This window comes from Bradyrhizobium sp. S3.3.6 (assembly GCF_040546905.1).
GTDB lineage: Bacteria > Pseudomonadota > Alphaproteobacteria > Rhizobiales > Xanthobacteraceae > Bradyrhizobium > Bradyrhizobium cytisi.
Genome location: NZ_JBEPOT010000003.1, coordinates 521671 through 536204 on the forward strand (window position 1 = coordinate 521671; position 14534 = coordinate 536204).

General features: G+C 65.9%; 8 protein-coding genes. 4 read left to right on the forward strand and 4 right to left on the reverse strand.

All coding sequences use genetic code 11. From position 1 onward, the window contains the following. Nucleotides 1–141: 141 nt before the first annotated feature. Both ABID59_RS11335 and ABID59_RS11340 read right to left on the reverse strand, forming a co-directional pair. The gene (locus ABID59_RS11335; RefSeq protein WP_354083432.1) at nt 142–3786 is read right to left on the reverse strand and encodes an AsmA family protein; all 3645 of its coding nucleotides are present in this window, start codon (nt 3784–3786) and stop codon (nt 142–144) included. A gap of 144 nt (nt 3787–3930) precedes the next feature. Continuing rightward, complete coding sequence (locus tag ABID59_RS11340) at nt 3931–5163, reverse strand: cytochrome P450 (RefSeq protein WP_354083433.1); 1233 nt, start codon at nt 5161–5163, stop codon at nt 3931–3933. Nucleotides 5164–5293: 130 nt separating this feature from the next. On the opposite strand from ABID59_RS11340, the gene ABID59_RS11345 reads away from it, so the two are divergent. From ABID59_RS11345 to ABID59_RS11360, 4 genes are all read left to right on the forward strand, one after another. Continuing rightward, the gene (locus ABID59_RS11345; RefSeq protein WP_354083434.1) at nt 5294–5914 is read left to right on the forward strand and encodes a TetR/AcrR family transcriptional regulator; all 621 of its coding nucleotides are present in this window, start codon (nt 5294–5296) and stop codon (nt 5912–5914) included. Between the two features lie 123 nt (nt 5915–6037). Then, nucleotides 6038–7711 (forward strand): serine hydrolase, encoded by a 1674-nt coding sequence (locus ABID59_RS11350; protein WP_354083435.1) that lies wholly within the window; start codon nt 6038–6040, stop codon nt 7709–7711. 315 nt (nt 7712–8026) lie between these two features. Then, nucleotides 8027–8413 carry a hypothetical protein gene (locus tag ABID59_RS11355; protein WP_354083436.1) on the forward strand — a complete coding sequence of 129 codons (387 nt, stop codon included), beginning with the start codon at nt 8027–8029 and terminating at the stop codon, nt 8411–8413. A 174-nt stretch (nt 8414–8587) separates the two neighbouring features. Next, the gene (locus ABID59_RS11360; protein ID WP_354083437.1) at nt 8588–10363 is read left to right on the forward strand and encodes a peptidoglycan-binding protein; all 1776 of its coding nucleotides are present in this window, start codon (nt 8588–8590) and stop codon (nt 10361–10363) included. A 134-nt stretch (nt 10364–10497) separates the two neighbouring features. On the opposite strand, the gene ABID59_RS11365 is transcribed toward ABID59_RS11360, so the two are convergent. Beyond that, entirely contained in the window at nt 10498–13083 is a 2586-nt protein-coding gene (locus ABID59_RS11365; RefSeq protein ID WP_354083438.1) for an EAL domain-containing protein, read from the reverse strand. A 157-nt stretch (nt 13084–13240) separates the two neighbouring features. Next, complete coding sequence (locus ABID59_RS11370) at nt 13241–14533, reverse strand: MFS transporter (protein ID WP_354083439.1); 1293 nt, start codon at nt 14531–14533, stop codon at nt 13241–13243. Between the last annotated feature and the right edge of the window lies 1 nt (nt 14534).

Genomic DNA, 14534 nt, shown 5'->3' on the forward strand with positions numbered 1-14534 from the left:
GGGAACCAACACTAGGGATCAAACGCGAGAATCCAGTAAAACCGGCAGATCAGTTTTGCCGGGCAAAATTCCTTCAAATGCGAGCGAATGCGTTTACTCGCGCGCAACGGCTGCGCAGCGGCGTCAGCGAATTGAGCCTTCTCAGGGATTCGACGGCGTCAGGACCAGCGGCGGCCTCGGCCGGGGTTTTGCCGGCGGCGGGCCCGGGGCGGGCCGCACGTCGATCGGCGGCGGCAGGGGCGCGACCTGCTGGCTTGCCAGCGGCGGGCTCGGCACGGCAGGCGCGGCAAGCGGCGTCTTCGGCGTCGGTGCCACCTTGGGCTCGACCCTCGGTTCAACCTTTGCCTTCGGCGGCAGGCGGCGCGGATCGCGGCCGGGCATCGGCACGTCGGTCAGCGCCGGCTCGGGCGCGGGCTCGGGCGAGACCAGCGCCGGCAGCGCGGCGGTCGCCGGCGGCGGCTCGCCGCGCTCGATGGCATCGAGCCTTCGCGTCTCGCGATCGATCGTGCGCACCGCAAGCCACGACGATAGCGGCGTGAGATCGACGGTGCGATTGAGCTTGTCGGGCGTGCCAGCCGCAAACAGCTGGATCTCCGGCGGCGCGCCGGAGAGGCCGGTCATGATCGGCGTCAGGCTGGCACGGATGTCGGCCTGGTCGGCGGGGATGTCGTAACCGCCGGAGATGATGGCGCGCGCGTTCTTCGCCTCCAGCGGCGTTGCGCCGACGCGCAGGCGGCCGTCGCGGATCGTGAACGCGATCTGCGCCGAGGCGACAGCGATGGGAGCGGCCGACAATGCGGGCTCGACGAGCTGACGCAATCGGTTGTCGTCGGAGACCTGCCCGCCATCGCTGGCGCGGATGGCGAGCTCGAAGGCGCGCGGATTGAGCCCGCTGATCTCGGCCGCGTCCAGCGTCACCGTGCCGCTGCCGGCGAGCGCGCCGGTCAGCGCCGAGACGCTGCGGCCCTGGCTCGTCAGCGTCATCTGCACCGAGACGCGTCCCTTGGGCAGAGCGAGATCGCGGTAGCGCAGCGAGGCCGCGTCGACATTGGTGAGATCGAGACGTGCGTTCAGCGCCAGCCCGTTGGCGCCATTGCGCGCATCGAGACTTGCGGTCATCTCGCCGCCACCGACGCCGCCCTTGAGCGCATCGAGCGCGAGCGACTGACCGTCGCTCCGGATCGTGCCGCTGAACGGCCGCATCTCGATTCCACCAGGCAGGCTACCACGCAAGGCCTGGAACGCGATGCGGCCGCGCCAGCCGCTGACGAGACCTGCACTCAGCGGCTCGCCCGCGTCACGTCCGGCCGCGCCGACGGCAAGCGCGAGCGCAGGCGCCAGATCGAGCGTGTCGAGCCCGACCTCGCCGTCAACGTTCTTCTCCTGATCGAGCGTCATGACGAGATGGCCGCGCAGATGCGAGCCGGAAGCGGTGCCGTCGAGATCGTCGAACGTCACGCGATTGCCCGATAACCCGACGCGGGAGGACAGGCTCACATTCCGGGCCGATTTGTCGGCCGGGCTGGTCCCGAACAGCGGCGCCAGATTGGCGTTGCGCACGCGCAGATTGACGCTGGCCTTCGGCTCCGGCGCCGACAATTCGACGCTGCCTTGCGCATCCGCATCCAGCCCGCCGCCGCTGATTTTGGCGTTCAGTTGCAACGGCCGGCGCCACGCGCCGCTCAGTCTGGCTTCGATCTGCGAGGCGCCCTCGCCTGCCGCGACCAAGCGATCGAGACCGAGCAGCGCCGTCAGCGAAGCGGCCTGCGGCGATGACAGTTTCGACTCCAGCGTGAAGTCGCTGTTGCGCAATTCTTCGATGTCGATGCCGTTGACCGCGGCGACCGGCGGCTGTGCGGCGAGCGTCGCGGTGGCCTTGAGCTGCGGCGCATCGAGGTCGAGCACGGCGCGGGCCTCGCTGCGATCGGCATGTTCGGCGTTCTTGTCGAGGCTGAGGTCGAGCTTCAGGCGCGTCGCGCCCGGCAGCGGTGCGATCGCGTCGAAGCGTGCACGCAGCGCAGGCGCGATCGGCTCCAGCAGCGCGGTGAGATCGCTCAGCGAATTGGCGGATGATTTCAGCGCGAGCTTGCCGGTGGCCCTGGTGCGATCGAAACTGCCGCTCGCCTCCGTGGTCACGCCGCTGGCCTGGCCGAAGCGCAACTGCTCCAGTGATAGCGAGGCCGGACCGTAGCCAAGCCTGGCCGCGAACGGCCGCAACTCCTGGCCGGCCGAGATCGCGCGCCCCACATCAAGCGAAAGCTTAGCCTCCTCCGGCCATTCGCCCTGCGGCCCGGCGAACGCGCGGACAAAACTCGCGGCGGCATCGAGATCGAGACGGTCGGCCTTGAGATCGGCATCGATCCGCGAGCCTTTGCTGGCGCCCGTCTGCGCGAAGGCAATGCGGCCCTCGACCGCGCCGCCTTCGATGTCGGCTTTCAGTTTGTCGATGGCGAGACGATTGGCGGCGATCGTTACGTCGCCGGCAAGGCGCAGCGGCCGCGTGCTGCGGCGGTTGACCTCGCTGCGGCCCTGCAGCCAGGCCACCAGCGTATCGGGATCGGTGGACTCGACGCTGAGGTGGCCGCTAAAACTGTCGGCACCGGGCGCGGCGCCGTTGAGCGACAACTGCGTCATGCCGGGCGCGCGCAGCTCGAGCCGCTGGAAGGTCCAGGACCGGCCGTCGGTCTGCAGCTCGGCCGTGATGTTCTGGAGCGGACGGCCGCCCAGCATGATCTGGTCGGAGTTGAACTCGATCTGCGCCGGGATCGGCGCCTGCGGGATCGCGGCGAGAGCGGCGCGCAAGCTCGGCAGGATGCGCAGCGGCTCGGCGTCGTTCCGGCCGGCGAGCTTGTCAGCATCGACCTGCCGCGCCGACAGCACCGCGCGCAGCAGCGGCGAGGCGCCAAACCTGAGATCGCCGACGCCGCCGAGCTTCAGCGCGGTGTCCTCGGGGCCAAAGCTCGCATCGACCTGGTCGAACCTGGCGCCAGCCGGATCGGCCTTGAGTTTCGCGGCGAGCTTCCAAGGTGTCGGTCCCGCCTCGCCCGGCTTCTTCGTCGGCGGCACAGCCAGCGTCAGCACCCCGTCGAATTTCGGCTGGCGGTTGTCGAAGGCAAGCACGCCTTCGAGATCGGCCAGGATGGCACGCTCGCCGGGATCGATGTTGAGGTGGAGACGGGTGGCGCTGCCGTCGGGGCTCGGGCCGGAGGAGACGCGGAACGGATAGCGCACGCCTGCTGCGGTGAAATTTCCGTCGCCCCGCACGGAGCCCGCGAGCGAGCGCACGTCGCCGGAGAAAGCGATGTCATTGAGCTCGAGCGTCGAATGGCTGGCGGCGTCATGAAGCGCGATGCGCCCGGTCAGGTTAAGCCGCTCGATGGCGAGCGAAGCGAGATTGAAGGTGCCGCTTGCGATAGACGGCAACTCGACCTTGCCCTTGGCGTCGAGGCCGAGATCCACCGCCATGCCGCCGATCGAAAGCTCGGTGGCGCGCCATTCGCCGCGCATCAGCGAGCTCAGGCTGAACTCGACGTCGAGCTTGTCCGCACGCAGCCGGCCGAGATCGTTGTTGCCGCCGAAGCTGACCGAGCGCAGCCGCAGCGTCGGCGCCGGCAAGAGCCGCGCATCGAGCTCGCCCGCCACGCGCACCGGCACGCCGATGATCTGGCTCGCCTCCGCCTCAAACTGGGGCCTGAACTGGTTCCAGTCGACGAAATAAGGCCCGATCAGCGCGGCCAGCAGCGCTAAGATAAAGGCAATTGCCAATCCGAGCAGCGTCGTCTGCACGGGTCTCCCCTCGGCCAAGCCGGCACCCGGGTCAAACCCAAGCCTACAACCAAGCTTCAGGCGCACCGGAACTGCCCCTATATAAGGGGAAGTGTGGCGAAGTCACAGCGACTGTTGCGCGCGGAGGTTAATGCGCGCCCCGGCTCACCAGCTCGCCGGCAGGTGCTTCAGGCCCCGCAGCACGAAGGTCGGCCGCCATGCGGGGTTCTCGACGTCGTCGATGCGCAGATCGGGCAGCCGCCGCAGCAGCGTCGCAATGGCGATCTCGGCCTCGATGCGCGCCAATTGGGCCCCCAGGCAGAAATGGATGCCGCCGCCGAACGACAGCGGCCGGACGTTCGGCCGGGTGATGTCGAGCCTGTCAGGATGGTCGGGATAGACCGCCGGATCGTGATTGGCCGAGCCGAGCAGGCAGAGCACGCTCTCCCCCTTCGGGATCCGCTTGCCGCCGAGATCGTCGATCTCCTCCAGCGCGACCCGCCCGGTCATCTGCACCGACGAATCGTAGCGCAAGAATTCCTCGATCGCGTTGGTGATCAGGTCCGGCTGAGCTTTCAAGAGCGCGAGCTGGTCCGGATTGCGATGGAGCGCCAGCAGGCCGTTGCCGATCAGATTGACGGTGGTCTCGTGGCCGGCGCCGAACAGCAGGATGATGTTGGCCGTCAGTTCCTCGTTGGTAAGCTTGTTGCCGTCTTCCTCGGCCTGCACCAGTTGGGTGGTGAGATCGTCGGCGGGACTGCGGCGGCGCAACTCGAACAGCTGCTGGAAGTACATTTGCGCCATCATGTTGGCGGCGTTGCCCTTCGCAATCTCCTCGGGCGTCATCGGCACCGGATCGAGCAGCCGTCCGCCGTCGCGTGAGCTCTTGTAGAAGACCTCGCGATGATCCTCGGGGATGCCGAGCATGTCGCAGATGATGGTCACCGGCAGGCGAAAGGCGAAATCCTCGATCAGGTCCATGTGGCCGCGGTCGATCACGGCGTCGATGGTCCGGTCGACGATCTCCTGGATGCGAGGCCGCATGTCCTCGACGCGGCGGGCGGTGAACGCCTTCACGACGAGGCCACGCAGGCGGGTATGGTCGGGCGGATCGGCCTGCAGCATCCAGCAGCTCATGCTACGGAACACCGGCTCGTTCATGATCTCGGGGCCGTAGCGGCGCGTCGTGCGCTCGACGAAATCCTTGCCGAAACGCTTGTCGCGCATGACGAGGCTGACGTCGGCGTGACGGCTGGCGACGAACTGGCCGAACGGCGTCTCGTGGATCGGATCGATCGTGCGCAGCCGGTCGTAATACGGATAGGGATTGCGGATGAAGTCCGGCGCCAGCGGATTGAACAGCGGATCGCTCGCGACGCCTTGCACTTGCTCGTTCATGGTGGACCTCACATCGGTTGCCGCATGACACGAATACGCGAGGCTGCCCCACGCCCGGCGTAACCATCCCTGTTAATCTTCAACTCGATACATTGTTGTATCGAGTTGCATTCTGCCCTAAACTGGCCCGATGTCAAGGGTGAGAACCAGGCCGACCAGGGACGACACGCGCGACAAGCTGTTCGAGGCGGCAGCGCGGGTGTTCGAGCAAGACGGCATCGGCGGCGCCAGCATCGAGGCGATCGCGGCGGAAGCCGGCTTCACCCGCGGCGCGTTCTATTCGAACTTCAAAAGCAAGGACGAATTGATCATCGCCATGCTCGAGGACCATGTCGAGCGATCGATCCGGCGCAACATGGAGATCCTTGCGCAACACAAGAATCTCGACGACTTCATTGCAGCGCTGAAGGCAATGGACCGCACCCGGCAGGATCCCCTCGGCCGCTCGCCGCTGCTGCACATGGAGATGATCCTGTACGTCGCGCGCGCCGAGAAGCGCCGGCCCGAGCTCGCCAAGCGCCTGCGCGCGCGGCGCAAGCTGATCGCCGACATCGTCGAGGCGACGTTGAAAGACAATGCGAAGGGCGACACGCTGAACCCGCCCTGGATGGCTTCCGTCGTGCTGGCGCTGGAGGACGGCTTCCGCCTGCACCGGCTGATCGATCCAGACACGACGCCGGCCGACAGCTTCTTGCGCGCGATCACGGATTTGCGACGCAGGACGGGACTGGCGTCGGACAGCAGCTCATAAATAAAAGGAGAGGCCGTATTATGCGTTGCGGACAGCTTGACGCTGAAAACGCACGACTGTAGCGTTACGATCAGTAGCATTAAGCGATGGCGGCATGCCTGCAAGTCGAGGTCGCGAGACACCATGAAGGTCTGGTTCTGGCTTGTTTTGGCGGTCGTGCTCGGCACCTCGCCCGCGTTCGCCATCAGCGATAGCGATCTGAAGGCCGCGCTGTCGCAGCGCTTCAGCGGCGATCGTACCGGCGCCTGTGTTGCGGCCGGCGTGATCGACAACGGGATCGTCGCGACAGCTTACGTCTGCGCCGATCCCAAATCCGCGCGCTCCTTTGACGAACACACGGCCTTCGAAATCGGCTCCGTCACCAAGACCATGACCGCGGCGCTGCTCGCCGAGCTGATCGCAACGCATGACATCGCGCTCGACGATCCGATCGCGAAGCTTTTGCCTCCGGGCACAAGCGTGCCGTCATTCAACGGCCACGAGATCACCGTCGGCGAAATCGTGACGCACACGTCGGGCATTCCTGCGAACCTCCCCGACTATCACCCGCCGGACCCCAGCAATCCCTATGCCGGCGCAACCGAGCGCGACCTGGTCGACACTCTGGCCGCGATCAAGCTGACGCGCGAGCCGGGCTCGAAATGGGAATATTCGAATCCCGCGATGATCGTCCTGTCCTATGCGCTCGCCAAACGCGCGGGCAAGGATTACGAGACGCTGCTTCGCGAACGCCTGCTCGGTCCGCTCGGCATGAACGAGACCTACGTGGCCACGCGCCCGCCGCAGGTGCATCTGGCGCAAGGCCATTATCCCAACGGCGAGACCGCACCGCCTTGGGATTTTCATCCCGACATGGCCGGCGTCGGAGGGGTGCGCGCGACGCTCGCGGACATGTTGCGCTACATGGAAGGCGAGCTCGGCACCCGCGACAGCGCGATCACGCCGGCGCTGACGCTGACACAGCAAGAGGTTGCGTATGTCGACGGACACCGCATGGGCATGAACTGGAATCTGCTCGTCATGAACCGACACACCATCGCCACCCACGAAGGTGCGACCGGCGGCTACTCGTCCTTTGTGGGATTCGATCGTAACGCGAAGCGCGCCGTGGTCCTGCTGAGCGATACGTCCCTGGTCACGCTCGGCGGCCTCGGACAATTCGGATTGCATCTGCTGGACCCCTCACGCTCGGCCGGCGAACCGCGCACCGCGACAACAGCCGATGCCAAGCTGATCGACGCGCTGGTGGGCAAGTATCGCCTGCGGGGCGGCCTCGGCATCGAATTGCGGCACAAGGACAGCGGCCTGACCATCCAGGCCGACGGCCAGAGCGAATTCGAGATGGGCTATGACAGCGCCGGCGATTTCTATCCGCACAAATTTGACGCGGTGTTGCGGCCCAAGCGCAAAGCGGACGGAACCTATGGATTCACCTGGTTTCAGGGCGGAGGCGCAGTCGAGGCCAAACGCATTGATCCGCTTCCGGCGACGGCGAGCAAGTGGATGCCAACCGACGCGCAACTCCCGGACTATGTCGGACTCTATCCGCTGACGCCGAAATTCGGGCTGCGCATCTTCGTCGCGGACGGGCGGCTCAATGTGCAGGGGACCAACCAGCGGCCGCTCAAGCTCGCGCCGGTCGAACGGGATATCTTCGTCGCGGAGCAGGTCGGCGCGGAGATCGATTTTGCCCGTGATAGCGACGGCAAGATCGTGGCATTGACGCTCAGGCAGAACGGACAGGTCCTGAAGGGCGAGCGCGAGCAGGATACGACGACCGAACCGGCCAATCGCTGAGTTCTGCCGATTCGAGGGGACACGCCAGCGACCTTTCGCCTGCGCTAAACCGTCGCAGTCAGCGGAACAAGCGCGACGCGATCCGCGAATGCGGAACATTGGAACGCGCCTATCTCGTCAGCCATCGCGATCACCTGCAAAGCCGCCATGGGGAGACGCGCAACCATCGAAATGAACGCGCATTTATCTTCATGACTCATTTATCTTCATGACTCTTTGTCTCTCCCGAACCTGCGCTTGCAACTTTTGCCCGTCGTTGATGTTGGCACGACATTACAACACCAACCGGGAGGAAAGCACATGAAGAAGACCGCGGTGGTTCTGGCAACCGTCGGCACGCTCGGCCTGAGCGCCGTGGCAGCGCCAACGCCCGCGGAAGCCCGCTGGCATGGCGGCTTCGGTCCAGCGCTGGCAGGCGGATTGATTGCAGGCGCGATATTCGGCGGCCTGGCCTCTTCCGCTTACGCGTATGGTCCGGATTACGGCTACTACGGATACCCCCGCTATTACGACGGCGATTACGCACCGGCGTACTACGGCGGCTACGAGCCGTATTCCTGGGGCGGCTACACCACGACCTACTACAGCACTGGTTATGCCCCGGCCTATTACGGCTACCGCTATCGCCGCGTCGTGCGTCCGGCCTTCGCCTATTACGGCGCACCGTTCCCGCGACGGCACTTCTATTACCATCGTTGGTGATGTGAAGCGGCAAGATGGGGCCGGCGCCGGCCGCTGAGCCCCCGATATCAAACACCAGGTCGATGCCTCCGGCTTCGACGGAGAGAGCACGAGCGGTCGCGGCGCGACGAAGCCGCGCAACAGCAACCAGGCAAACCCAAGGAGCAAACCCAGGGAGATTGAAGGGAGATTGAGATGACCATTGGAAAGAACAAGTTTCTGCTGACTACAGCGGTGCTGCTGGCCGGCGTCAGCCTGGCGTCGGTGCAAGGATCGGCGCAAGGCATGCGTGAAGGAGCCGGCGGCGGAATGAGCGCAGGCGGAGGAGCCGGCGGCAGCGCCAGCGGCGGTGCTGGTGGTGCTGCGGAACGTCCCAGCGGCGCGACGTCGCACGGTGCAGGTGGCGCCTTGCACAGCGAAGGCTCGCACAACCAAGGAATGACGCAGGGCCGCGCCGGCGGCCGGGCCGAGGGGCCCTCTGCGGCGCAAGAGAGCAGCCGGGCCTCCGACAAGGGCGACAAGCAGACCATGGGCCGCGACCGCGACAATTCGCGTCAGTCGCAATCCGAGCACCAGAAGCAAGGCAAGGAGCAGACGGTCGGTCAGTCGCCCGGCGGTCGCGACCGCGCGTATCAGTCCAAGTCCGAGAGCGACAAGAGCGGACAGAAGGACCAGACCGTCGGACAGAGCCGCAGCGACCGCGACCACACACGTCAGTCGCAAGGCGCAGAGCAGAGCAAGAGCACGACCACGGGCGCCAATGCCCAGGATAAGAGTGCGCAAAACAAGAATGCGCAAGGCAAGAACGCACTAGACAAGAATGCCCAGGGCAAGAATGCCCAAGGCAAGAATGCGCAGGGCCAGACCACTACCACGACCGGCGCGAACACCAGGAGCGGCGCCCAGAACAGGAACGCGCAGGATCAGAGCAAGACGACCACCGGCGCGAACACTGGCAGCAATGCCCAGAGCCAGAACGCTCAGGGCACAACGACCGGCGCCAACACGCAAGGACAGACCAACGCCCAGGCGCAGACAGCGGGCGGGGCCACCCAGAGCTTGTCCGGCCGCGTGCAGGTGAACGCACAGCAGCAGACGCAGCTGCAACAGTCGGTGCTGAGCTCGCGCAATATCGAGCGCGTGCGGGTCAACAACAATGCGATCAACTTCCGCGTCGATGCCGGCGTGGTCGTGCCGCGGAACATTTCCGTGGTTTCGGTCTCGGCTTTTCCCGTGCTGATCGACATCTATCCGGACTACCACGACGACAGCTTCTTCGTCGTGGATGACGAGATCGTCGTCACCGACCGCAGCCGCCGGATCGTCGACGTTATTCCAGCGGGCCCGCGGACGCACTATGCCCACCGCGGCAGCTCCAGCGGCGGCAGCAGCAGCGTCGCTGCACTGAATCTCAGCCCCGACGAGATTCGCGTCGTTCAGCGTGTCCTGATTGAACGCGGCATGCTGTCCGGCGAAGCGGACGGCGTCCTCGGACCCGGTACACGCCGTGCGCTGATGACGTTCCAGAGACAGGAAGGTTTCCAGGCCACCGGCTCGATCGATACCCGCACCGTCGCTGCGCTTGGCGTATCCAACCAGATCAGCGCTACCCAGGGCCAGTCGACGACCGTTGGCCAGGGCGGAAATAACCAGTCGGCGCCGCAGAACACGACCGGGCAAGCCACCGGCGAGAGCAACGCGCCGGCGCAGCAGAACCAGACCACGGGTCAGGCTCCGCAGAACCAGCCGTCCACAACCGGCCAGGCTCAGCAGAACCAACCGGCAAACTCGGGCCAGGCTAATACGAATCACCCGTCGGGCCAGACCACCGGCCAGGCCCCGGCCCAGAGCAACAGCCAGAGCAACAATCAGTCCACCAGTCAGCCCGGCGCCAACCCGCAAACTGAACAAACCAACCAGAACAATGCCCCGCCGCCTTCGACGACGTCAGAGCAGCCGGCCAAGAAATAATCCGGCCGGCAACGCGCTCGGAGCCCCGCCTCTGGCGGGGCTCTCTCACGAACATTCACCGAAAAATCCTCACGGCCTGCTGCCTGCAGCCCGCGGGCAACTTTTTTCATTCGGTCCGGAGCGGCGAAAGGCGATTAAGCCAGCCGCTTCACCGCAGGCACTCCCGCCGGCTTGACGTCGAGCCGGCCGAGCATCGCCCTCGCCTGCGCGGCGCAGTGCTCGATCAGCCAGCGCTCGAAGGCGACGGGGGCGAGCGCGGGGGCATAGAGGAAGCCCTGCACGACGTCGCAGCCGAGCTCGGCCAGCATCTTGCGCTGGCCTTCGGTCTCGACGCCTTCGGCGACGACGGTCATGCCGAGGCCCTGGCCGACGCGCACCACGGCGGTGGCGATGGCGAGTGCGCCGGCGTCCTTCTCGATGTCGCGCATGAAACTGCGGTCGATCTTGAGCTCGCGGATCGGCAGCTGCGCGAGCCGGCTGAGGCTCGAATAGCCGGTGCCGAAATCATCCACGGACAGGCCGATGCCAAGCGCGCGGATCGCGTGCATCGTCTCGAGCGCGGCGGCGCCGTCCTGCATGAAGGTGCCTTCGGTAATCTCCAGCATCAGGGCATCCGGCGGCAGCTGGTGTTCGGCGAGGACGTCCGCAAGCCGCGCGGCCAGCGTGACGTTGCGGAAATTGAGCGGCGACAGATTCACCGAGACGGAGGGAATGTTGAGCCCGGCGCGACGCCAGCTCGCCATCTGCCGGCAAGCCTCGCGCACCGACCACAAGCCGATCTGCTCGATCAGGCCGCATTCTTCGGCAAGCGGAATGAATTTTGCCGGCGAGACATCGCCGAGCTCCACATCACGCCAGCGCGCCAGCGCCTCGACGCCGTGGATGGCGCCGTCGCCACTGCGGATCTGCGGCTGATAACTGAGGCTCAGCGCATTGTCGGCGATGGCGCGGCGGAGTGCTGCGATCATCGCCAGCCGCTGTTCGGCCAATCCGTTCATTTCAGCACTGAACATGCGATGGGTCGATCGGCCCGCCTGCTTGGCCATGTACATGGCGGCGTCGGCCTGCTGCATCAGTGTGTCGATATCGGTGGCATGGTCGGGATAGAGGCTGATGCCGATGCTGGCCGACATCGGCATCAGCTTCGATCCGAGCCGCAACGGCGCGGCAAGCGCTTGGGTAACGTCGGCCGCGACGCGCGTGGCGCTCTCGGCGTTGCGGTTCGGCAGCAGAATGACGAATTCGTCGCCGCCGAGCCGGCCCAGCATGTCCTCGGGCCCGATCTGCTCGCGCAAACGCTGCGCGAGCTGAATCAGCAGCTCGTCGCCCGCGGCGTGACCGAGCGTGTCATTGACGTCCTTGAAATGATCGACGTCGAGAAAGGCGAGCGCGACATGGCTGCCGGTCGGACAGGCATCGATCGCGGTGGTGATCAGGTGCCGCAATTGTGCGCGGTTGGGCAGCCCGGTGAGGATGTCGTGATAGGCGAGCCGCGCAATCTCGGCGCGCGCTTCCTTGCGCTCGATCGCGAAAGCGCCGAGGTTGACGCAGGCATCGACGATGCGCCGGTGCCAATTGCTCGGCGCCCGCGGCTCACGGAAGTAGAAGGCGAAGGTGGCGATGACGCGGCCGTCCTTGGCCTTGACCGGCGTCGACCAGCAGGCACGCAGGCCGATTTCGAGCGGCATGGCCTTGTAGGGCTGCCAGCGCGGATCGGTGTCGAGATCTTCAGCCAGCACCGGCTCGCCGTAGAAAGCGGCGGTGCCGCAGGAGCCGACATTGGGGCCGATCGGGATGCCGTCGAGCGCACGGGAATAATCCTCGGGCAGGCTCGGGCCGCCGAGCGGATGGATCAGTCCGGCGGAATCGACATGGAGCAGCGAGCAGACGACATCGGGCGCGATCTCTTCGACGCGGCGGCACAGCCGGTCGGCGATCTCGGCGATCGGCACCTCGTCGGCCAGCGCGCTCGTGATGAGTTGCTGGAGCGAGCGCAGCTGCCGGGACTCGGTGATGTCCTCGAGCAGCGCGAAGATGTGCTTGACGCGGCCCTTCTTGTCGCGGAAGGCGTCGACCCGGGCGCAGACCCAGATCTCCTCGCCGTCCCTGGTGTAGACCAGCGTCTCAACCTCGCCGCGCCGGCCTCCGTCGAGGAGCCGCTTGACCAGCTTTGCAATGCCGGTGCGATTGGTATGGCAGCCGGCGATGAGCTCGCCGGCGCGCCGTCCCTCGGCTTCCTCGCTGGTGTAACCGAACAGCGTCGTGAAGGACGAATTGACGTAGCGGATGTTCTGCTCGACGTCGGTGATGATCACCGCGCGATTGGTCTGGTCGGAGACCGCGTTGAGCAGCCCGATCCTGACGCGACGCTCGGCATCGGCCGTGACGTCGCGCGCGAACACGATGTGATGGGTCGCGCCGTCGATCGTCGCCGACGACAGCGCGATCGTCGCCTTGATCCGGCTGCCGTCGCGCCGCACCAGGCTGATCTCGTCGCGAAAATCCGCGATCGGATCGGCCTGAAGGCATCTCAGCGAGAGAATTTCGGCATCGCGACCGAGGACATCGGCGCGTGCGAACTTCCATATCCGCTCGGCACCGGCGTTGAAGTGCGTGATGCGATGCGCACCATCGACAATGACGATGCCGTCGTCGGCGCATTCGAGCGCCGCGCGCAGCACGTCCGGCATTTCGGTCACTGGGCAATCGGAGGCGGACATCGTTGGGCTCGGCAGCATCAGGAAAATGCGGCAATCGGCCCCAAGCTAATGCTCCGATGGTGTCCAAGGCGTTTTTGCAACCGGCTCGCGCTCCGCCAAGCCGCGACATGCTTAACATTCCGCGAAAGCGGCGCCGGTAATGCGGTGCGTACGGAACCTACTTTGCAGCCTGGAGCTTGTGCAGCCGCCCGGCCACGGCCCGCACCTTGCCCGGGGAGGCCTGCCAGACCGACAGCGCCGACAGCAGGCTGACGACGATGGCGATGCCGAAGGCGAGCGTGTAGTCGCCGGCGCGATCGTAGAGCAGGCCGGTCACCCACGGGCCGGCCGCGCCACCCGCCAATGCCGCGAGCATGATCATGCCGAAAATGCTGCCCTGGTGCCGGCCCTGAAAAATCTCGAACACCACCGCGCCCATGATCGAGGTGAGGCCGTAACCAAGCGCGCCTTGCGTGAACACCATCAACCAGACCAGCCAGAACGAGGGTTGGAACTTCAGCGCCATCAGCGCCGCGAAGCAGATCGCAAAGCCGGCGCAGCTGATCGCCCACACCCATTCCCGCCCGATCCGGTCGGAGATATGGCCAAGGAAAATCTGGCCGGGGATGCCAAGCAGGCTGACGGCGCCGAGTGCCCAGACCGCAACGCTCGGGCTGAAGCCGATGTCGAGCAGGAATTTCGTTTGGTGCACCTGCACCGCGTACCAGATGTAGAGGCCGCAGAAATAGCCGAGCGCGATCCACCAGAAGCGTGCCGTCGCAACCGCCCGCCTCAGCGTCCAGTCGGTGGCTGCCCAGACGGGGTCGACGATGTTGGAGACCGGCCTTGCGGTCCCTGCGGCCGGCGCCGCGTCGCCGTCCGGCTGAAGGCCGATGTCTTCGGGGCGCCTGTGCAGGAGCAGATTGATCGGCGCCAGCACGATCAGGATCATCAGGCCCATCGCGGTGCAGGCGGTGCGCCAACCGGTCTGCTCGATCATGTGCTGCACCCATGGCAGCAACGTCATCGAACCGATGCCGACGCCTGCAAAGGCGATGCCGATGGCAAAGCCGCGCTTGCGGATGAACCAGTTCGGCAGGAACAGCGATTGGCCGGAATAGCCGAGACACACCGAGCCGGCGCCGACCATGACGCCGATCGTCAGATAGAGATGCCAGGGCTGGCTGGTGAGAGGCGCGAGCAGCAGCCCCCCGGCCATCAGCAACACGCCAAGCTCCATCACGGCGCGCGGTCCCGCGCGATCCATCAGCCGTCCGATCAACGGACTGGCCACACCGGATGCGACGAACCCGAAGGAGAAAGCGCCCGCGGTCACGCCGCGTTCCCAGCCGAATTCGGAAATGATCGGCGGAAAGAACAGCGAGAAGGAGGTGCGCGCGTTGACACCGATGGCCATGGTGACGAACGTCACCGCAACCACGATCCAGCCGTAGAAGAACGGAAGCCGCATT